This window comes from Chitinophaga rhizophila (genome assembly GCF_019492185.1).
Classification (GTDB): Bacteria; Bacteroidota; Bacteroidia; order Chitinophagales; family Chitinophagaceae; genus Chitinophaga; species Chitinophaga rhizophila.
Genome location: NZ_JAICCF010000004.1, coordinates 808,244 through 830,864, shown reverse-complemented (window position 1 = coordinate 830,864; position 22,621 = coordinate 808,244). Strand labels below are relative to the sequence as shown.

General features: G+C 45.5%; 4 protein-coding genes. All 4 read left to right on the top strand.

All coding sequences use genetic code 11. From position 1 onward, the window contains the following. The first annotated feature begins 2 nt into the window (after positions 1-2). Genes K1Y79_RS22965 through K1Y79_RS22950 form a run of 4 tightly spaced genes read left to right on the top strand, consistent with a single transcriptional unit; the run spans position 3 to position 22,596 of the window. Positions 3-7,673, top strand: coding sequence for a non-ribosomal peptide synthetase/type I polyketide synthase (locus tag K1Y79_RS22965; RefSeq protein WP_220252539.1), 7,671 nt, complete (start codon positions 3-5; stop codon positions 7,671-7,673). A 10-nt stretch (positions 7,674-7,683) separates the two neighbouring features. After that, positions 7,684-15,102: a non-ribosomal peptide synthetase/type I polyketide synthase gene (locus tag K1Y79_RS22960; RefSeq protein WP_220252538.1), complete on the top strand. Its 7,419-nt coding sequence runs from the start codon at positions 7,684-7,686 to the stop codon at positions 15,100-15,102. Between the two features lie 18 nt (positions 15,103-15,120). Beyond that, on the top strand, positions 15,121-19,488 hold the full coding sequence (locus tag K1Y79_RS22955; protein WP_220252537.1) for an SDR family NAD(P)-dependent oxidoreductase: 4,368 nt from the start codon (positions 15,121-15,123) through the stop codon (positions 19,486-19,488). A 12-nt stretch (positions 19,489-19,500) separates the two neighbouring features. Beyond that, the gene (locus tag K1Y79_RS22950) at positions 19,501-22,596 is read left to right on the top strand and encodes a cyclic peptide export ABC transporter (protein WP_220252536.1); all 3,096 of its coding nucleotides are present in this window, start codon (positions 19,501-19,503) and stop codon (positions 22,594-22,596) included. The last annotated feature ends 25 nt before the right edge of the window (positions 22,597-22,621 follow it).

Sequence of the window (22,621 nt, the reverse complement as noted above, 5' to 3'; positions counted from 1 at the left end):
GTATGGAAAAATATACAGGTTTAGAAATAGCAGTTGTAGGACTTTCCGGAAGATTTCCTGGCAGTGCCAACATAAGTGAATATTGGGAGAATCTCAAGGGTGGAAAAAATTGTATTACGACTTTCACCGATGAGGAATTGTCGGCTGCCGGCATTTCATCCATGTTACTGGAAAATCCTCATTACGTAAAAGCAAATGCCTTTCTGGCAGACAAACAATACTTTGATGCGGCTTTTTTCAACTATACGCCTGATGAGGCGGAATTGATGGATCCACAAATACGACTTTTTCATGAATGTTGCTGGAATGCTTTAGAGGATAGTGGTTATGTAAGTGATGACCCGTCTGTGAAAATAGGATTATTTGGCAGTGGTACACCCAATGTTAATTGGGAGCTATATGCGCGGTTAAAGAACAGGAGTGCTCAGGTAGATGACTTTGCCGCTTCACATCTGAGAATGGTAAGTTTTCTTTGTACGACAGTGGCTTACAAACTAAACCTGCGTGGGCCAGCTGTATTTGTGCAGACAGCTTGTTCTTCTTCACTTGTAGCAATTGTTCAGGCATGTAATAGCTTATTACTTGGGGAATGTACCATGGCATTGGCCGGAGGTGTCAGTATCGCTAATGATAGTATCAGAGGTTACCTTTATAAAGAAGGACTGATTTACTCGAGAGATGGAAAGAACAGAGCGTTCGATAGTGCGGCAAGTGGAACGGTCGGAGGAGAGGGTGTTGGAGTGGTAGCGCTTAAGAGGTTGAAGGATGCGCTTAATGCTGGTGATCATATTCACGCCGTAATCCGTGGTGCGGCAACTAACAATGACGGCAGCGCCAAGGCTGGTTTTACTACACCAGGTGTGAAAGGTCAGGCCGATGTTATCCGCAGAGCAATCAAAATGTCAGGAGTACATCCAGATACTATCAGCTATGTTGAAACGCACGGAACTGCAACTAATCTGGGTGATCCGGCAGAGATAGCTGCGCTTAATGAAGCTTTTGTAAGTCTTGGCGGTACGTTGCAAAAACATTGTGCCATTGGGACTGTAAAAAGTAATATAGGGCATTTGGATAGTGCAGCGGGTGTGGCAGGTTTCATAAAAACAGTTCTGTCATTGAAACACAAGCAGCTACCCGCCAGTTTGCACTTTGAATCAGCAAATCCCAAAATTCCCTTTGATCTGGGTCCGTTTTATGTAAATGCTTATTTATCTGACTTGAAGAAGGATGGGAAACCTTTAAGAGCGGGTGTAAGTTCGTTTGGAATTGGTGGCACGAATGCGCATGTAGTGCTGGAGGAAGCTCCCACTTCAGTAGCCGGTACAGGTAGCCGGGAACATCAGCTGTTGCTTTTTTCCGCTAAGACTCCTTCTGCATTAAGAAATAATATTGACACATTCCGTCAGTTTCTGAACAGGCAAGAAGATATTAACATAGCAGACGTAGCCTATACTTTGCAGAAAGGCAGGAGCCGGTTCAGATACAGGCAAGCCCTGACAGTTAATAGCCGGGAGGGAGCATTGATCTCCCTGGAAGCGGGGCATGGAGAAAACTATGAGTCTTTAGGAACACAGGAAGATTACCAGGAGATAATATTTATGTTTTCTGGTCAGGGAGCTCAGTATGCAAATATGTGCAGGGACCTGTATCAAAAGGAACCTGCATTTAAAGGGAAAGTGGACGAATGTTTGCAAATTGCTGCGCAATTCACCAATGTTGATTTACATAGCATTTTGTTCCCCAACGATATCAATGGCAATGACATAAAGGAAACTGAATATGCACAGCCACTTTTATTTATTATATCCTACGCGTTGGCGCAACAGCTAATACATTGGGGAATCCGTCCTGCAAGTATGATCGGTCATAGTATTGGTGAATATGTTGCGGCGGCACTTAGTGGAGTTTTGAGCCTGACAGATGCTATCCGGATTGTTATACGCCGTGGCCAACTAATGAGTGAGGCGGAAAAGGGCGCTATGCTTAGTCTGTCGATGTCAGAGCAACAGGTGCGAGAATTACTGCAATATCACAATGACTTGGAGATTGCTGTTATTAATAGTGCGTCGTCAGTTGTAGTTTCCGGCACCGAAAATGCGATTAGGGAATTTGAAGCCGACCTGACTAAAGCTGGCCGTCAGGCAAAACGGTTACATACCTCTCATGCTTTCCATTCTAAACTAATGGAAGGAGTGCTTGCTGAATTTGAGAAAGAGTTTAAGAATGTCACCTTTGGAACTCCTAGTATACCTTATATATCAAACGTTACCGGACAGCCGGTGACATTTGAGCAGATCAGTCGTCCGGGGTACTGGTCCCAGCATTTGAGGAGTACAGTACAATTCTCCGCAGGAATTGACTATTTGCTTGAGAAAGGGCCGGCTGTGCTAGTAGAAGTTGGCCCCGGCAGATCTCTGTGCAATTATGTGCAGGAGAGCCTGTCTATGCAACCGGTACATCGTGTAGTGAATACGGTAAGACAGATCAAGCAAGTCAGAAACGATCAGGAATATCTGATAAGTAAAGTCGGTCAGTTGTGGGGATTGGGCGTATCTATTCAATGGGACAATTTTTATAGTACAGAAAAGAGGAAACGCGTGTCCGTGCCCGGATATGTTTTTGATAAAACAGCCTACACTGCCGATGTTGATGCAGAAAAGCTTATTGTGGAGCAATTGGCAGGGCAGATTCCTTCTTCAGAAGTGCATATTAATGCTGCGTATTGGGAAAGCAGTCTGGCTCCCAATGCAGCAACACCCATCATTAACGACACCTGCCTGATCATTGCAGGATATGAAAATTTCAGTTTAGCGCTAAAAGCCGCTTTGCATAAGGCCGGGACAAATATTGTAATGGTGCAGCCAGGAAAGGATTGTGTACGGTTTAGTGATCATTCCTGGGAAGTTGATTTTGACTCTGCCGCTGCATGGGATGATTTATTTCAACAACTGGCGCTAGAGTTTGCACCTATAGGAAAGATTTTTTATTGCGCTTCATTAGACGATCATACGGAGGATGCTGATTTTGAGGCAATATCGCCTCTATTAAGTAAAGGTTATGTTGGTCTGGGGCTGTTGGCTGGTGCTATTGCAAGAGCCAGGTTTACGCATTCTGTGCAGATAGTGGTGGCAGGCAATCATCTGGCAGGCGTGATGGATGCTGACCAGGTAAATCCATTAAAATGTGCCATTCATGCACCCGCGAAAATTATCCCCGTGGAACAGCAGAATATTCGGTGCAGGGTTATAGATATTCCGTATCCATTTTCTACTGATGTGGCTTTGCAACAACATGTATCGTTATTAATAAATGAGTTACATCATTATGCGGATGACGTTTTCGTGGCCTATAGATATGGTCAACGTTGGACGCCATCTTTTAAGACCTTTGTGCCAAATGAGAGCTATGCTTCCGGCGTTCAAATCGTAGCTGGGAATACATATCTGGTAACCGGAGGTACTGGTGGTATGGGATTTTCAGTTGCAAGGGATATTGTGATGGAACACGATGCAAATGTGGTGATCGTACACAGGTCTTCCATAGAAAATAGGACAGAAGTATTGCAGTCCATGGAAGAAATGAGAGCGACAGGGCATCAGGTGACGTTATTCCAGGCAGATATAGCAGATGAAGAGCAGGTACAATTGTTTTTTGATTTCCTGCAATCCAAAGGTATTGCTGTGAATGGCCTGATCTGGGCAGCAGGAGAAGTTGATTTTGGAGGTATTATGATGAATCGTGACGGAAAGGGCTTAATGCAGTATGTTAGATCTAAGATTCATGGGCTGTTACTTTTTGAAAAGTATCTTAATTTTTCTCAGCTGGATTTTCTGGCCTTGTTTTCTTCAGTTGGCAATGTCTTGTATCAGTCCAAATTCGGTCAGGTCGCTTACAATGCTGCAAATGAGTTTTTGCAGGCTTACGCCCGCTACATTCATCGGAAGAGCAGTGTGCATGCATTTACGATTAATTGGTGTGATTGGCTGGATGTCGGTATGACCTTCAAAACCAGGGTCAGAGAAACTGGTATCCACGATACAATTGCGGTGAACGCACTTATCGCGGATGCAATTTACCCGTCTGAGGGTATCCGTGTATTTCATCAATGTCTGGGACAGAGGCTTCCGGTTGCGACAATTTCTAAAGGCAGTCTGAAATATCAGATAAGACGACATCAGCATGCTACTCTAACTAATGTTGTTGGTGAAACACCAGCGCCTATTCTTGCTATACAGAATACTTCAGATTATCAAAATGCTATTCTTCAGATATTTGGAAGCTTCTTTGGTAAATCCGACATAAGACCGCAAGACAACTTTTTTGAGTTGGGCGGTGACTCTCTGAAGGGAATGATCTTGTTAGCGAGGTTAAACAAGGAACTGGGCTTAAATTTTACTATTGGTGACCTTTACCAATATCCAACTGTGCAGCAATTGGCAGATTCCAGACAAAACTACGAGACAAATAACGTGCTTCGACATATACCAGTTGCGCCGCCTCAGCGTGATTATGTGCTGTCTTCTGCTCAAAAGCGATTATTCTTTCTGCAAATATTGGAGGATAATAGAGAAGTATATAATGAGACGCAGGTATTCTGGATGCATGGCAGGTTAGATAAGAAGAAAATTGAACAGACGTTCATCAGATTGATTCAGCGGCATGAGAGCTTGCGTACTGCTTTTATATTTGACAATGATATGCCGCGCCAAATAGTGATGGACGATTTTGATTTTAGCGTAACGGCGCTGGAGAGTACAGATGGAGATCTTCAGTCAATGATTCGGGCATTTGTACAGCCATTTGATTTATCAATTGCTCCGTTGATCAGGGTTGGCATCATGACTCATAGTGAAGAACAGCATCTGGTGATAATTGATTCGCATCATATTGTTGCAGATGGTGTGTCACAAGGCGTGATGGTCAGTGACTTTATGAAATTGTATAATGATCACGTATTGCCACCGTTGAAGCTTCATTACAAAGACTATTCAGAGTGGCAACAAGGAGAGTTAATGCAATCTGTATTACAAGAGCAGCGTGTGTTCTGGATGAAGGAGTTTGCAGACGAAATACCTGTATTGGAACTCCCGGTCGATTTTCCGCGTCCAATGACTAGAAGCCATGTTGGCGGCTTTCTTGACTTCGAGCTGTCACCTGTAGTAACAGGCCAGCTTAAGCAAATCGCTGATAGGGAGAATGTTTCTATGTTTATGCTGTTACTGGCGGTGTATAATGTTTTATTGTCAAAACTCAGTGGCAGCGAAGATATAATCATAGGTACTTCTACAGCGGGTCGTCCTCATGCAGATCTGGAACAGATGGTGGGGATGTTTGTTAATTCGTTAGTGTTGAGGAACAAGCCGGCAAGTGGATTGTCGTTCCGCGAATTTCTTCAACATGTAAAGGTACATACACTGCTTTGCTTTGCAAATCAGGATTATCAATACGAGACACTGATTGAAGACCTCAAAATTGACAGAGATACCAGTCGTAATCCGCTTTTCGACGTAGATTTCGTATATCAGAATTTTGAAGGCAGGAAACTTGAACTTGAAGGTATGATATTGGAGTCCTATCATCATGGGGTAGGTATGTCCAAATTTGACCTGACATTATCTGCTTTTGAAGTGGACGACAAGTTAGCCTTAAATTTTGCCTATGCTGCTGAATTATTCCGTGATTCCACAATCCAGCGTTTTGCGAATTATTTCAATGAGGTAATTGAAGACATTGTGTCAAATCAGGACATTTTACTGGCAGATATTAATATCCTTCCAGAAGAAGAAAGGAATCAGATTCTATATCAGTTTAATGATACTGACCGTAGTTATCCGACGGAGACATTTATAGACCTATTTAAGGAAAATGTGCTCCGGTTCCCTGCTAAAACAGCCGTAATTCATCATTCTGAAATACTAACGTACGAGGAGTTAGATACATTGTCGGATAGGCTTGCAGGCTTCATCCAGTCAAAAGAACTGGCAGGGGGAACAGTTATACCATTACTTATGGATCGAGGTATTCAGCTATTAGCCTGGATGCTCGCGGTGCAAAAGTCAGGTCACGTCTTTGTTTCTCTTGACACCAGACAACCAGGGGAGCGTATAGCGAGGATTTTGGAAGCGTGTAACCCTGGAATCATCATTACGACGCAGCATCATACCAATTTACTTCATACTGTGATTCCAGTAATATTGGCAGAAGAAGTTGATGCTAATGTAGAATATCCTTTGCGGCCGTCAGAGGTCACACCAGATATGATTGCTTATCTCGCATTTACTTCGGGTTCTACGGGTATGCCGAAAGGGGTTTTATTGCATCATGGAGGAATGATGAATCACTTTTATGGTTTGAATGAAATACTGTCTATGACAGCTGACGATTGTATGGCACAGACTGCTGAATGTAGTTTTGACGTCTATGTTGTACAGATGCTGCTCGCTTTAACAGTTGGAGGTTCTACCCATATTATTGATCGCGATGTAATGTTAGATCCTGAGAGACTTTCCGCAGTTGTGACGACGGGTAATATTACGGTTCTTGAGGTTGTGCCATCCGTGATTCGCTCCATGTTGGGTAGTTTGCCGTTAGGCCGGCTCCGCTGGATGATTTCTACAGGAGAGGCATTAAATCGGGAATTAGCTGTAGCATGGTATAAACACTATCCTGCAATTAGATTGTTGAATGCCTATGGACCAGCAGAGACATCTGACGATGCAACCTATTATATTATACCTGCCGATCTGCCGGAGACAGGTATTGCTGCTCTGCCTATAGGTACACCTCTGCCGAATTTCCACGTGTACGTACTTGATGCGCACCGGCATTTGTGTCCTGTGGGCGTAAAAGGAGAAATATGTATAGCCGGTCCAGGAGTCGGAAAAGGCTATCAGGGTGATGCAGCACTAACTGCATTGAAGTTTGTGCCAAACCCAGTAATCACCAGACCTGGATATAACACATTGTATCTTACCGGAGATGTCGGATATCTGGACCATGACGGAAACATAGTGCTTGCCGGTCGTAGGGATACAATGGTTAAAGTAAGGGGCGCTAGAATTGAAACCGGCGAGATTGAACAGGCGCTGCTGCAATGGGAAGGTATAAAGGATGCTGTAGTAGTGAGTAAAGATCATCAGGGAAATCAATATTTGGTTGCCTACTATGCTGCGGAGACTCAGTTTGATAAGTTATTACTGCAACAACATCTAGCGGCACGTCTACCAGATTACATGATACCAGCTATATGTGTACATATGCAGCGCTTTCCTGTCACCCTTAACGGAAAGGTAGACAAACGTGCATTACCTGAGCCGGTTTTGGATATTGATCCGCATACAGAGGGGCCGATTGACGAGATTGAGGAAACGTTAATTGAGATGTGGGCGGAGCTACTGAAATTGGATAAGTCCGTTATCAGTATAAACCACGGCTTTTTTGAATTAGGAGGAAACTCAATCCATATAATTGCCCTGAACAAGCGGGTCAACAAGGCATTTTCCTGTAAAATCTCTGTTGCTAATATGTTCCGGTTGCCCACAATTGCCAGTATGGCTGATTTTATTCGCAAAGGTGATTATCAGCTAAGCCATCAGGCAGCGAGAGTAGATGAAGCTTTCCTTGAGGCTACAGCAAATCTGAGCCTGTTTAACGAAATCCTTAATAAACCCTGATTTCTAGTATATGACTGCACAAAAATCATCTGAATCGAAGAAATATACCGGGCTGGAAGTCGCAGTTATTGGTATGTCCGGGAGGTTTCCTGGGGCACCTGACCTGGCTGCGTACTGGGATAATCTGAAGAAGGGCATCGAATCAGTGAAATTCTTCACAAAGGAAGAATTGATTGGAGATGGCCGGGATCCGAAAATCGTAAATAGACCCGATTATGTAGGTGCAAATGCTTACATGGATGGTAAACAATATTTTGATGCAGCATTCTTCAATTACAGGCCGGACGAGGCGGCGCTGATGGATCCTCAGATAAGGATCTTCCATGAATGTGTGTGGCAGGCTATCGAAGATGCCGGATATGATACGTATGACCCCTTATTTAAAGCTGGGCTTTTTGCAGGCGCTTCCAGTAATACTAACTGGCAGGTATATGCTCAACTAGCTAACAGCGATGGGCTAGTTGATGACTATTCCGCTTCCTTGCTCAGGAACGCCAACTTTATGGCGACGCTAATATCATATGGTCTGAATCTTAGGGGACCTTCAGTATTTGTTGACACCGCATGTTCGACTTCCCTGGTAGCTATTCACATGGCTTGCAAGAGCCTGTTGATGGGAGAATGTAATGTTGCCATTGCCGGTGCATCATCTTTAAAGAATAGATCTAAAGAGGGGTACATTTATCAGGAAGGTATGATTACATCCAGGGATGGACATTGCCGAGCCTTCGATGAAGCTGCAAGTGGTACTGTCGCTGGTGATGGAGTAGGTGTAGTAGTGCTGAAATCTTTGAAGAATGCACTGCAGGATGGAGATCATATTTATGCCATTATAAAGGGTACAGGTATAAACAATGATGGTAGCGGGAAAGTTGGCTATACGGCACCGTCTATCGACGGACAAACGGAAACGATCCTTATGGCGCAGAAGTGGGCTGGTGTAACACCAGATAGTATCAGCTTTGTTGAGACACATGGTACGGGCACTCATCTGGGAGACCCGATTGAGATAGAAGCTTTAAGGCGTGTATTTGGAGACAGTAAACAACCTTATTGTGCGCTGGGAGCAGTGAAAACTAATATTGGCCACCTGGATGCTGCTGCAGGTATTGCTGGATTTATAAAGACAGTATTGTCTCTGCAACACAGGCAGTTGGTGCCTACCCTGCATTACCAGTCTCCTAATCCTGCTATCAACTTTGAGAACGGTCCTTTTTATGTAAATACAAAGCTCAAAGACTGGAGCCATGGATCACATCCTTTACGTGCGGGTGTCAGCTCTTTTGGTATAGGTGGTACCAATGCGCATGTTGTGCTGGAAGAAGCTCCCACAGCTTTGGCTTCCTCTGCCAGCCGTCCCTGGCAGTTGTTGTTACTGTCTGCTAAAACAAAGAGTGCTTTAGCACGTCATACTGCGGATCTGGGCCAATATCTCCAGCAGGAGGTGTCCCTGGCAGACGTAGCTTATACCCTGCAACAGGGTCGTGCGGTGATGAGCCACCGTAGCATAGTAGTGTGTCGTGACCGCGAGGATGCAATAGCCCAATTAGCAGCTGGTCCAGGTGTGGTGGTTACTGGCGATAAGGCTAAACCTGCCGTCGTCTTTATGTTTTCTGGTCAGGGCGCTCAGTATGTTAATATGTACCGGGGGCTATATACAACAGAGCCTGCCTTCCGCCAGACGGTTGACCAGTGTTTTCAACTGGTGCGTGGCATCAACGGAGTAGACTTGTCCTCAATCGTATTTAGTGATGGTGGTGGCCAGGATCAGACTGTTCAGACGCAGTATGCGCAACCGCTGTTGTTTATTATGGAATACGCCTTAAGCCGTCTGCTGATGTCCTGGGGGATAACCCCAGATCAGGTGATTGGTCATAGCATTGGGGAATATGCGGCTGCATGCCTGGGAGGTGTGCTGGAGCTGGAAGCTTGCCTGAGACTAGTGGTGAAGCGAGGAGCGCTGATGCAGGCTGCCCCCGCAGGCAGTATGCTGAGCATTAGTATCACAGAAGCAACACTGTTGCCACTGTTAGCTTCCCATCCGGAGTTATCACTAGCTGCTGTGAATAGTACAGAGCTATGTGTGGTATCAGGTCCTACGGAGGCAATCAAAGCATTTGAATCTATCTTAACTGCATCAGGTTATAAGAGTACACTGCTGCATACCTCTCATGCCTTCCATTCGGGCATGATGGATGTAGTAAAGGCGGACTTCACAGCTGCGGCCGGTCAATACCAGTATAGTAGTAGCAAGATACCGATGGTGTCAACCTTATCAGCAATGACGGTGACTAGTCTAACAGGCGATTACTGGGTGTCACAGCTAAGAGAGCCTGTGCGCTTCAGCGCTGCCTTAAGTGAGTTATTAAAGGACAGGGATATCGTATTCGTAGAGGTAGGTCCTGGTAATGCTTTATGCACCTTTGTCCGTTCTCATACCCAATACAACCGTGAACGTCATCGTGTGGTATCGCTGGTGAGTCATGCCCGTGAGCGCCGTGAAGATCAGCAGTATTTGCTGCAAGGTATTGGTACCTTATGGCAGTATGGGGTTATTGCCAACTGGAAGTCCTTCAGCCAGTCAGAAAAGCGTAACCGTTTGTCTTTGCCTACTTACTCATTTGATAAGCAATCCTATCCGGTGGATGTAGATGCAGGTGAGCTGCTTCGGGAGTTGCTACCTACCGCCGGTAACCAGCGTCAGGAGATAAAAGACTGGTTCTATACGCCTACCTGGAAGCTGCTGCCTGCGGCACAACCTTCTACGCAACCCGCAGGAACAACGTTACTATTTTCCAATGATAATACCTTATATGCGGAACTGGGCGACCATGTCATACTGGTAGAAGCCGGTAACAGCTTTAGAGAGCTATCGCCATTCCGCTATGAACTGAACATGAGTGATGCCCGTTCTTATGAGACATTGTTTACCGTATTGAAAGGTCATGGCCTACATCCAGAGCGGGTGATTCATACCTGGAGCCTGTCAGATACATCTTATGATGCAGGACTTTACAGTGTACTGCACATTGCGCGTACAGGCAGGGGCATCAAAGAACTGGTGTTGGTCAGTAGCGATGTACACCGAGTACTGGACAAAGGTTCCCTGACACTGGCGGCAGGAATGGGTGGTGTGTTGCTAAAAGTGCTGTCCCAGGAATATCCTTCTTTGCAAACGCGGCATATAGATGTGAGTATGTCAGAGGCGGACTGGTTGTCCGGGCTAGTGGCAGAACTACATACAGCAGTAGGAGGACGGGTAGTCAGCCTTCGCCATGGCCACCGTTGGGAACAACACTATGAACCATTAACAACAACAGAAACTTCGATAAACACCGGCGGCATTTACCTGGTAACAGGTGGTCTGGGCGGGTTTGGGTATAGCCTGAGTGCGGGCCTGCTTGCCGGGAAGGCAGCTGGTCTGATATTGACTGGTAGGTCAGCACTGTCTGCAGACAGTAATGCCAGGATAGCGGCGCTTGAATCACAGGGGTGCCGGGTAATCTACAGTACCTGCGATCTGACAGACCAGGCATCAGTGGCAGCACTGGTAACAGATGCGGAGGCGCAACTAGGCGGCCGGATCACTGGTGTTATTCATGCAGCAGGTATCGTAAGTGGTCATAGCCATAACGGTATAGATACGCTGACGGATGCTGAATATGCAGCCCAGTTCAAGTCAAAAGTGTATGGAATGGAGGTATTGGGAGCTGTCTTTGCCGACTACGACCTGGAGTTCTTCGTAGCAACATCGTCTCTCTCGACCGTGCTGGGTGGAATAGGATTCGGGGCGTATGCGCCAGCCAATGCGTACCTGGATAGCTACATCAGCTCTGGTGTAGGCGAGGGTAGATTACGCCGGTGGATGAGCATAGACTTCGATGGTCTGACATATGATGAAGCAGACAGTAATGGTATCAACAAGGAAGAGCTGATATTGGTATGGCAACGCCTGATGAGTGTGCGCCATCTTCCCCGGGTAGTTATATCTGTTTCTGACTTGCAGCTACGCTTACAGCAGTGGGTAACCAGGGAACCTATAGAAGAAGATCATGAGTCAGTAACCCGGGTGACCGGTGGTCAGCAGGCAAGCGATGTGACAACTGCCCTCGTAACGCTTTGGGAACAGTTTTTTGGGAAAACAGGAATTACAGCTGACGATGATTTCTTTGAAATAGGCGGTAATTCTCTGAAGGCGCTGACAATGATTGGACGAATCCATAAAATGTTCAACATTGAAATAGCAGTAAAAGCGTTTTTTGATAATTCGACAATCTCTAAGCTTGCTGCTTATATTGAGGGTGGCAATACCAATACAAAGGCATATTCAGCTATACCCAAAGCGGACTTAAAATCTTCCTACGTGCTTTCCTCAGCACAGAAGCGGTTATACTTCCTTTTTGAAATGGATAAGCTGTCTGTAGCCTATAATCTCCCACAGGTAGTAATGCTTGAAGGAGCATTAGACCTTGTTAAGATGAATAAGGCTTTCAACCAGCTGTTAGCTCGTCACGAGAACCTACGTACTTACTTTGATGTACAGGATGGTGAACCTGTGCAAAAAATTGCGTCAGATATCACAATTGATATTCCTTTAGTGAGGACTGATTCAAAAACAGTTTCTTCGGTAATCAGCAAATTTATACAACCATTCGATCTGCAAATTGCACCACTGATCCGGATTGGTGTTGCCAAAATAAGCGAACAGCAGCATGTACTTATGGTTGATGTACACCACATCATTATGGATGGAGTGTCTGAAAATATCCTCATAAATGATTTCATGGCGTTGTATATGGAGCAGCCATTGGCACCGCTACAGCTTCAATATAAAGACTTCGCAGAATGGCAGTATCAGTCTTTGGACCAACCTTGGATGAACACGCAGCGGGAATTTTGGTTGAAAGAATTTGAGGAGATACCGCCAGTAATTGACTTGCCATATGACTTCAATAGACCAGTCATTAAAGATCAGGAAGGCAATATTCTGAGCTTTGAGACTGACGCAATCCTTACCAGCCGTTTACAGCATCTTGCGGAAGCCGAAAAGACAACGATGTTTATGGTATTGCTTGCGGCTTATAATATCATGTTATCAAGGCTTTCCGGACAGCAGGATCTCGTAGTTGGTACGCCTGTAGCTGGTCGCCATAACAGCGATGTGGAACAGGTGATGGGTATGTTTGTCAATACGCTCCCTTTAAGAAATAATGTTTCCGGACACATGACTTTTAAGGAATTGCTAGCCGGTATCAAAGCAAAGACTTTATCATGCTTTGATAATCAGGATTATCAATACGAGTCATTGATTAGTGACCTGCGCTTGTCAAGAGACGCCAGCCGGAACCCGCTTTTTGACGTCATGTTTGTATTCCAGAATTATGATAAGTCTGTACTGGAATTACCTGGATTGACATTAAAACCTTATAGCACCGGTCATGCTGTAGCGAAATTTGACATGACACTGTCTGCATATGAAAACAACCAACAATTATATCTAAGTCTGGAATATGCGTCTTCCTTATTTAAGGAAGAGACTGTAGCCCGGTTTGTAACTTACTTCAAGAACATCCTTCAGGAAATAGCTGAAGATCCAAAGATTACGCTACGGGAACTTATTATGCTTTCGGAGTCAGAAAAGCACTGTTTGTTATACGACTGGAACAATACTGTGGCAAACTATCCAACCCATAAGAGTCTTGTCAGTTTATTTGATGCCCAGGTACAGCAGACGCCCAGTAGCATAGCAGTTATATTCAATGATGAGCAGATCACTTACCAGGAGTTGGCTGATAAATCTACTAATCTGGCCTATCAGCTGATAAATGATGGTGTACTACCCGGAGAGGTTGTTGGACTAATGATTGAACGTTCGATAGATCTGATCATAGGTCTACTAGGTATTCTGAAGGCCGGCGCTACATATCTGCCTTTGGATGCTACATACCCTGTTGAACATTTAAAGCAAATGTTGGATGAATGTAAAGTAAGGCACGTATTAAAGACAATCCCGGCCTTCGGACCATCAATGGTAAATACATTGCCAACTGTCACTGCTGACAATATTGCTTACATTATTTATACTTCCGGCTCAACAGGTAAGCCTAAAGGAGTAATGGTACCTCATCGTCCAATCGTTAACTTGATCTGGTCTCAAAGGGAGACATTTAATATTACTGATAAAGAGAGGATATTACAATTCTCTACTATAAGCTTTGATGCTTCTGTAGAACAAATCTGGCTTGCGTTGCTAAGTGGAGCTTCATTAGTTATGGTAAGCCGGGAGACAATCCTGGATAATTACCTGTTTAATCAATACCTACGGCACCATCAGGTTACTCATTTACATGCTACGCCGTCTTTCCTTGAGAGTATTCAGCTTGAAAATATTAGCAGCCTTAAACGGATTATTGCAGGCGGAGAAGCCTGTTCATTCAAACTGGCAGAAAAATATGCTGCTGTAGCAACATTCTTTAATGAATATGGTCCTACGGAAACAACTGTCACATCCATAGAATATCAAATGACCCCGGTAACAGAACAGGCCCCGTATCTACCTATAGGTCGTCCTCTTAACAATACTCGTGTATACATCCTGGGTGAGCACCTCGAATTGCTCCCAATAGGAGCACAGGGCAGATTGTTTATTGGTGGAGACGGCCTGACAGCTGGTTATGTGAATGATCCGGAGTTGATTGCAAAGAAGTTTGTGTCTTTTCCGTTGACCGGAGAACGTATTTATGATACCGGGGACTACGCGCGATGGCTTCCCGACGGACAAATAGGCTTTATGGGTCGGGTAGATGAACAGGTGAAGATCAGAGGATACCGTGTGGAGCCAGGCGAAATTGCGGCGAAACTAAGAGAACATCCTGAAATCACAGATTGTATTGTTGCGGTGATACAAACCGGTGTACTGCCTGCACTTGCCGCATATTATGTCTCTGGAACCGGAGCTGATGTTATGTTACTGGACAAATACCTGCGTAACGTGTTACCTGCCCATATGATTCCAGATCATTTTATAAGAATGGACCAGTTTCCTGTAAACCGTAATGGAAAGATCGATAAAAGGGCGTTACCAACTATTAATAGTTTCGCAACAGAAAAACAAACATTACCCTACGGACATACACAGGAATTACTTGCAGACATCTGGTCGGAGATGTTACGTCTACATAAATCGCATATCAGTATTAATAACACCTTCTTTGAACTCGGCGGAAATTCACTGCTCCTTATCAAGTTGCAAGTGAAAGTCAATGAGCGGTTAGGAGTAAACGTCTCGGTAGCAGAACTATTTACCTATTCGTCTATTGCTGCGTTGGCAGCATTCATTGATGAAGGTAAAGAAGCCCAGGAACAGTTTGAACAGGTGGCCAGGGAAGAAGTAGAAGGACTGAAAACCATGATTGACATTTTTAAATAAGCGTAATCCCAGATTATTATGAGTAAATACAATGGCGTAGAAATAGCTGTAATTGGAATGGCGGGGCAGTTCCCGGGAGCTGAGAACATTGACCAATTCTGGAAGAACCTTACGGCAGGTGCTGAATCTGTCTCTTTCTTTTCAAAAGAGGAATTACTTGCTGCCGGCGAAAGCAAGGCTGTAATAGAGGATCCATCTTATGTTAATGCAAATGCCTATCTCGAAGGTAAGGAAGGCTTTGACGCTGCCTTTTTTGGATATCGCCCGGATGAAGCAGCTCTCATGGACCCACAGATCCGGCTGTTCCATCAGTATTGCTGGACAGCAATGGAAGATGCCGGTTATGATGTAACTAATTATGCAGATAAGATAGGGTTGTTTGCAGGTGGCTCACCTGATAATAACTGGGAGAATTATACTATCCTGACCAATCAGCAGCAGAAACGGGTCGATGAGTATTCAGCTTCCCAGCTCCGGAATATCACGTTTTTGTGTTCCCGGGTATCGTATCAACTAAATCTGCAAGGACCTTCAATATTTGTAAATACGGCCTGCTCAACATCACTGGTCGCAATACAGCGGGCATGTATGAGTCTCTTGTTGCGCGAATGTAAAATGGCGCTTGCTGGTGGTATTACTCTTAATAGCTTTTCTCGCAGAGGTTACCGTTATCAGGATGGTATGATTAATTCCCGTGACGGACATTGCCGGGCATTCGATGAAGCAGCTACGGGTACTATCAGCGGCGAAGGTGGCGGTGTTGTGGTGTTGAAGCGACTGGCGGATGCTATCGCTGAAGGCGATCATATTTACGCTGTGATTAAAGGCAGCGGTATTAATAACGATGGTCATGATAAAATGTCATTTACTGCTCCTGGCGTAAAAGGACAATATAATGCGGTACTGAAGGCGATTAATATGGCCGGTGTAACGCCAGATAGTATCAGCTTTGTTGAGACACATGGTACGGGCACTCATCTGGGAGACCCGATTGAGATAGAAGCGCTACGGCGTGTATTTGGAGACAGTGAACAACCTTATTGTGCGCTGGGAGCGGTGAAAACTAATATTGGCCACCTGGATGCTGCTGCAGGTATTGCTGGATTTATAAAGACAGTGTTGTCTCTGCAACACAGGCAGTTGGTACCTACCCTGCATTACCAGTCTCCTAATCCTGCTATCAACTTTGAGAACGGTCCTTTTTATGTAAATACAAAGCTCAAAGACTGGAGCCATGGATCACATCCTTTACGTGCGGGTGTCAGCTCTTTTGGTATAGGTGGTACCAATGCGCATATTGTGCTGGAAGAAGCTCCTACAGCTGTGGCTTCCTCTGCCAGCCGTCCCTGGCAGTTGTTGTTGCTGTCTGCTAAAACAAAGAGTGCTTTAGCACGCAATACAGCAGATCTGGGCCAATATCTCCAGCAGGAGGTGTCCCTGGCAGACGTAGCTTATACCCTGCAACAGGGTCGTGCGGTGATGAGCCACCGTAGCATAGTAGTGTGTCGTGACCGCGAGGATGCAGTAGCGCAATTGGCAGCTGGTGCAGGTGTGGTGGTTACTGGAGATAAGGCTAAACCTGCCGTTGTCTTTATGTTTTCTGGTCAGGGCGCTCAATATGTGAATATGTATCGGGGGCTATATACAACGGAGCCTACCTTCCGCCAGACGGTTGACCAGTGTTTTCAACTGGTGCGTGGTATCAACGGAGTAGACCTGTCCTCAATCGTATTTAATGATGGTGGTGGCCAGGATCAGACTGTTCAGACACAGTATGCGCAACCGCTGTTGTTCATTATGGAATACGCCTTAAGCCGTCTGCTGATGTCCTGGGGGATAACACCAGACCAGGTGATTGGTCATAGCATTGGGGAATATGCGGCTGCATGTCTGGGAGGTGTGCTGGAGCTGGAAGCCTGCCTGAGACTAGTGATGAAGCGAGGAGCGCTGATGCAGGCTGCCCCCGCAGGCAGTATGCTGAGCATTAGTATCACAGAAGCAGCATTGTTGCCACTGTTAGCTTCCCATCCGGACTTATCACTAGCTGCTGTGAATAGTACAGAGCTATGTGTGGTATCAGGTCCGACGGAGGCAATCAAAGCATTTGAATCTATCTTAACTGCATCAGGTTACAAGAGTACACTGCTGCATACCTCTCATGCCTTTCATTCGGGCATGATGGATGTAGTAAAGGCGGACTTCACAGCTGTGGCCGGTCAATACCAGTATAGTAGTAGCAAGATACCGATGGTGTCCACCTTATCAGCAGCGACGGTGACTAGCCTACCAGGCGGTTACTGGGTGTCACAGCTAAGAGAGCCTGTGCGCTTCAGCGCTGCCTTAAGTGAGTTACTAAAAGACAGGGATATTGTATTCGTAGAGGTAGGTCCTGGTAATGCTTTATGCACCTTTGTCCGTTCTCATACCCAATACAACCGTGAACGTCATCGTGTGGTATCGCTGGTAAGTCATGCCCGTGAGCATCGTGAAGATCAGCAGTATTTGCTGCAAGGTATTGGCGCGTTATGGCAGTATGGGGTTATTGCCAACTGGAAGGCCTTCAGCCAGTCAGAAAAGCGTAACCGTTTGTCTCTGCCTACTTACTCATTTGATAAGCAATCCTATCCGGTGGATGTAGATGCAGGTGAGCTACTTCGTGAGCTGCTACCTACCGCCGGTAGCCAGCGCCAGGAGATAAAAGACTGGTTCTATACGCCTACCTGGAAGCTGCTGCCTGCGGCACAACCTTCTACGCAACCCGCCGGAATGACGTTACTATTTTCCAATGATAATACCTTATATGCAGAACTGGGCGACCATGTCATACTGGTAGAAGCCGGTAACAGCTTTAGAGAGCTATCGCCATTCCGCTATGAACTGAATATTAGTGATGCGCGTTCTTATGAGACATTGTTTACCGTATTGAAAGGTCATGGCCTACATCCAGAGCGAGTGATTCATACCTGGAGCCTGTCAGATACATCTTATGATGCAGGACTTTACAGTGTACTGCACATTGCGCGTACAGGCAGGGGCATCAAAGAACTGGTGCTGGTGAGTAGCGATGTACACCGAGTACTGGACAAAGGTTCCCTGTCACTGGCGGCAGGAATGGGTGGTGTGTTGCTGAAAGTGCTGTCCCAGGAATATCCTTCTTTGCAAACGCGGCATATAGATGTGAGTATGTCAGAGGCGGATTGGTTGTCCGGGCTAGTGGCAGAATTACATACAGCAGTAGGAGGACGGGTAGTGAGTCTTCGCCATGGCCACCGTTGGGAACAACACTATGAACCATTAACAACAACAGAAACTTCAATAAACACCGGCGGCATTTACCTGGTAACAGGTGGTCTGGGTGGCTTTGGGTATAGCCTGAGTGCGGGCCTGCTTGCCGGGAAGGCAGCTGGTCTGATATTGACTGGTAGGTCAGCACTGTCTGCAGACAGTAATGCCAGGATAGCGGCGCTTGAATCACAGGGATGCCGGGTAATCTACAGTACCTGCGATCTGACAGACCGGGCATCAGTGGCAGCACTGGTAACAGATGCGGAGGCGCAACTAGGAGGCCGGATCACTGGTGTTATCCATGCAGCAGGTATCGTAAGTGGTCATAGCCATAACGGTATCGATACACTGACGGGTGCGGAATATGAAGCCCAATTCAAGTCAAAAGTGTATGGAATGGAGGTATTGGGCGCTGTCTTTGCCGACTACGACCTGGATTTCTTCGTAGCAACATCTTCTCTCTCGACTGTGCTGGGTGGAATAGGATTCGGGGCATATGCGCCAGCCAATGCATATCTGGATAGCTACATTAGCTCTGGTGTAAGCGAGGGTAGATTACGCCGGTGGATGAGCATAGACTTCGATGGTCTGACATATGATGAAGCAGACAGTAATGGTATCAACAAGGAAGAGCTGATATTGGTATGGCAACGCCTGATGAGTGTGCGCCATCTTCCCCGGGTAGTTATATCTGTTTCTGACCTGCAGCTACGCTTACAGCAATGGGTAACCAGGGAAAAGAAGAATATGGAGAAGGAGAGTAGTGTGCAGCCAAAGGTGCAGTACACCAGGCCCTCGTCAAATACTAACACGACTTCTATTGCTCCATCGTTGACGCAACTATGGGAAGAGTTTTTCGGTATACAAAATATTCAGCCTGATGATGACTTCTTTGAGATAGGTGGAGACTCACTGAAAGCGTTGACTATGATAGACCGCATTCAGCAACATTACCAGGTAAGTATTTCGTTCACTGAATTTCTCGATAACCCATCCATAAAAGAAATAAGTGCTTGTGTGGACAATGCACTTAAGAAATCTGCCGCAGATAAACAAAGATTGCAGATGCATAACCGGATGAAACAAGAAAGCTTTATTTAAACCCACGACATCATGAATGGAAAACACTTCTGCCTGAATATATGGTTGTTAATGATAGCCTGTTGTGGGCCGATGACAGTACTTGGTCAAAAGGTCTTTGCAGATAGCACCCTGAAGAAGCTTGATCACAAGATTACGCAACTGATGGATGAAGGTAAAATACCTGGTGTGAGCCTGATCGTCGTAAGTGGCAATCAGCAGATGATAAGACACTATGGTTATGCTGATCTGGAAAACGAAAGACCGGTAACTGATAGTACACTATTTGAAATCGGTAGCTGTACAAAGGCTTTTACTGCACTTGCAGTACAACAGTTAATCAGTGAGGGTAAGATACAACCTGATGCGCCTGTTCAGCGATATATTCCCTGGTTCAATGCTGTACACAATCGTAAACCCGCTGTTATAACAGTAAGGCATCTTTTACACCATACCAGCGGTATCCCTTGGCGTACGATTGCTTCCATACCTGAATCTGCTGCTGATGATGCACTGGAGAATACAGTCAGGCAAGTGGTAGGTATCAAACTGGATAATCCACCGGGAAAGAAATTCCTGTATGCTACTATCAACTATGACGTATTGGCGCTGATTGTACAACAGGTGAGTGGCCAATCCTTTGAATCTTACCTGCAACAGCAGGTGATCGACCGTTTAAACCTGGCTAATACTTCAGTTGGTAAACCAGTCGATAGCGCAAGAATGGCTGTTGGCTATAAAATCGGCTTCTGGACACCCAGGGCTTATCAAGCGCCAGTATTCCGTGGGAACTATGCTGCAGGCTACGTCATTACCGACGCTCGCGACTTTGCTACGTGGATGAAATTTCAGCTTGGCTACCTGAAAACACCGCTCTATGACCAGGCAGTTGTTACACATCAACGTGATGAAACTGTCCTGCCTCATGATATGTATGACTATGTATACGATCGCTTGTCTTCATATGCAATGGGATGGGAGGTTTCATTGAGTGGAAATGGGGAAGTATATCATGGCGGCCTGAATCCAAACTATACGGCTTATATGGCCATGAGGGCCAAGCAAAAGTACGGTGTGGCTGTTCTCGCCAACTCAAACAGCACCTTTACGCCCCTGATTGGTTATGAGGTCATGAAGATGCTTAGCGGTGAAACGCCGGAGAAGTCTTTTAACCATGATTCCGGTATTGATAAACTCTTCTCAACCATCGTCCTGGTTATGGCGCTTTATATGCTGGTCATGGTTGCCTTTGCCATCTGGTTTGTAAGGGATATCATAAACAAGGAGCGCCGTTTCAAAGGGCTTACGATGAAGACATTGGGAAATATGGTGCTGCTTCTGCTGGCAATGCTGCCCTTCGTGTATGGCCTGTATGCATTGCCATATGCACTGATGCAGTTTACCTGGCCGGCAATTATCGTCTGGGCACCTGTAAGTTTTCAGGTTGCAGTAATCATGATACTGGCGGCGCTGGCAGTCAGCTACGTCGTTTTCTGTGTCAGCCTGTTGTTTCCCGGTACGAATGTATACAAGCGTAAAGCGCCGCAGATCCTGCTGCTTAGTATCCTGTCCGGTCTGGCGAATATGTCTGTCATTGTCATAGTGACTTCTTCTTTTGAAAGTGATATGCCTTTCCGCTTTCTCTTATACTATTACGCGCTGACGCTTGTAGTATATCTTGCCGGCAGACGCTTTGTGCAGATCAACCTGATAAAGATCACCCGCAGTCTTGTATACGAACTGAAGCTGAAACTGATAGAGAAGATATTCTCTACTTCCTACCAGAAGTTTGAAAGAATAGACAGAGGTAGAATATATACGGCATTAAATGATGATATTGACACAATTGGCTCCTCTATCAGTACGTTTATCATGCTGGCCACCAGTATGTTCACTGCCATAGGTGCCTTTATCTACCTTGCATCTATCGCTTTCTGGGCTACTGCTATCACTGTGTTTATCATCCTGTCGCTGACTACAATATATTACCTGGTTAGCCGTTCTACCAATATTTACTTTGAAGAAGCCCGCGACGTACAGAATGTATTTATGCGCCTGGTAAACGGAATGATTGATGGGTATAAGGAAATCAGCCTCCAAAGGAATAAGAAACTGGAATACAGAAGTGATGTGGGTGACACTGCGGAAGAATACAAAGTAAAAATGAATACGGCAGAGATTCGGTTCGTCAACGCTTTCCTTATCGGAGAACTCGTATTGGTAGTATTACTCGGGGTAGTCTCCTTCGGTATACCAAAATTGTTTCCTGGTATCAAGTCTTACACGGTAATGAGTTTCGTCGTTGTATTATTGTACCTCATTGGCCCGGTAAATGAAATCCTCAATTCTGTTCCTTCTATCATGCGCCTCAGAATTGCCTGGAAACGCATCCGGAAGTTCCAGGCAGATATTCCTGCTAATATGGACCTTAGTGCGCCGGCTCCACAGCTTCAGCGACAGGTACATAGCCTGGAAGCCTTACACGTTTCCTACCAGTACAAGTCTGAGAGCGAACAACATCCATTCATGGTAGGCCCTGTTAACCTGAAAGCTGTCGCAGGCGAGATCATCTTCATTATCGGTGGGAACGGAAGTGGTAAAACAACGCTTGCCAAATTACTTACCGGACTGTATGAACCGGATAGCGGACATGTACTCATCAATGATACCATAGTAAAGCCATATGAGCTCAGCGAGTACTATTCGGCTGTTTTCAGTCCGGCACATCTCTTCGATAAGCTATACAATGTAGACCTTGGTAACAGGTCAGCGGAAGTACAACGTTACCTGCGACTACTGGATTTGGAAGAGAAAGTTGTTATTAAGGAGAATAACTATAGTACTATCAGCCTGTCCGGCGGACAAAGAAAACGGCTGGCCTTACTCCAATGTTACCTGGAAGACCGGCAGATATTCCTCTTCGATGAGTGGGCCGCTGATCAGGATCCTTCTTATCGGAATTTCTTCTACCGCGTGCTGTTGCCTGAAATGAAGAAAGCAGGGAAAATAGTCATCGCCATTACACATGACGATAACTATTTCGATGTAGCCGACAAAGTATTCAAAATGAACCGAGGCAAACTAGAAGCCTATAACGGAGAGGTGATATTTGCCACGGAAGCGCTTTAACCCGCAAACCCATTAACCCGATTAT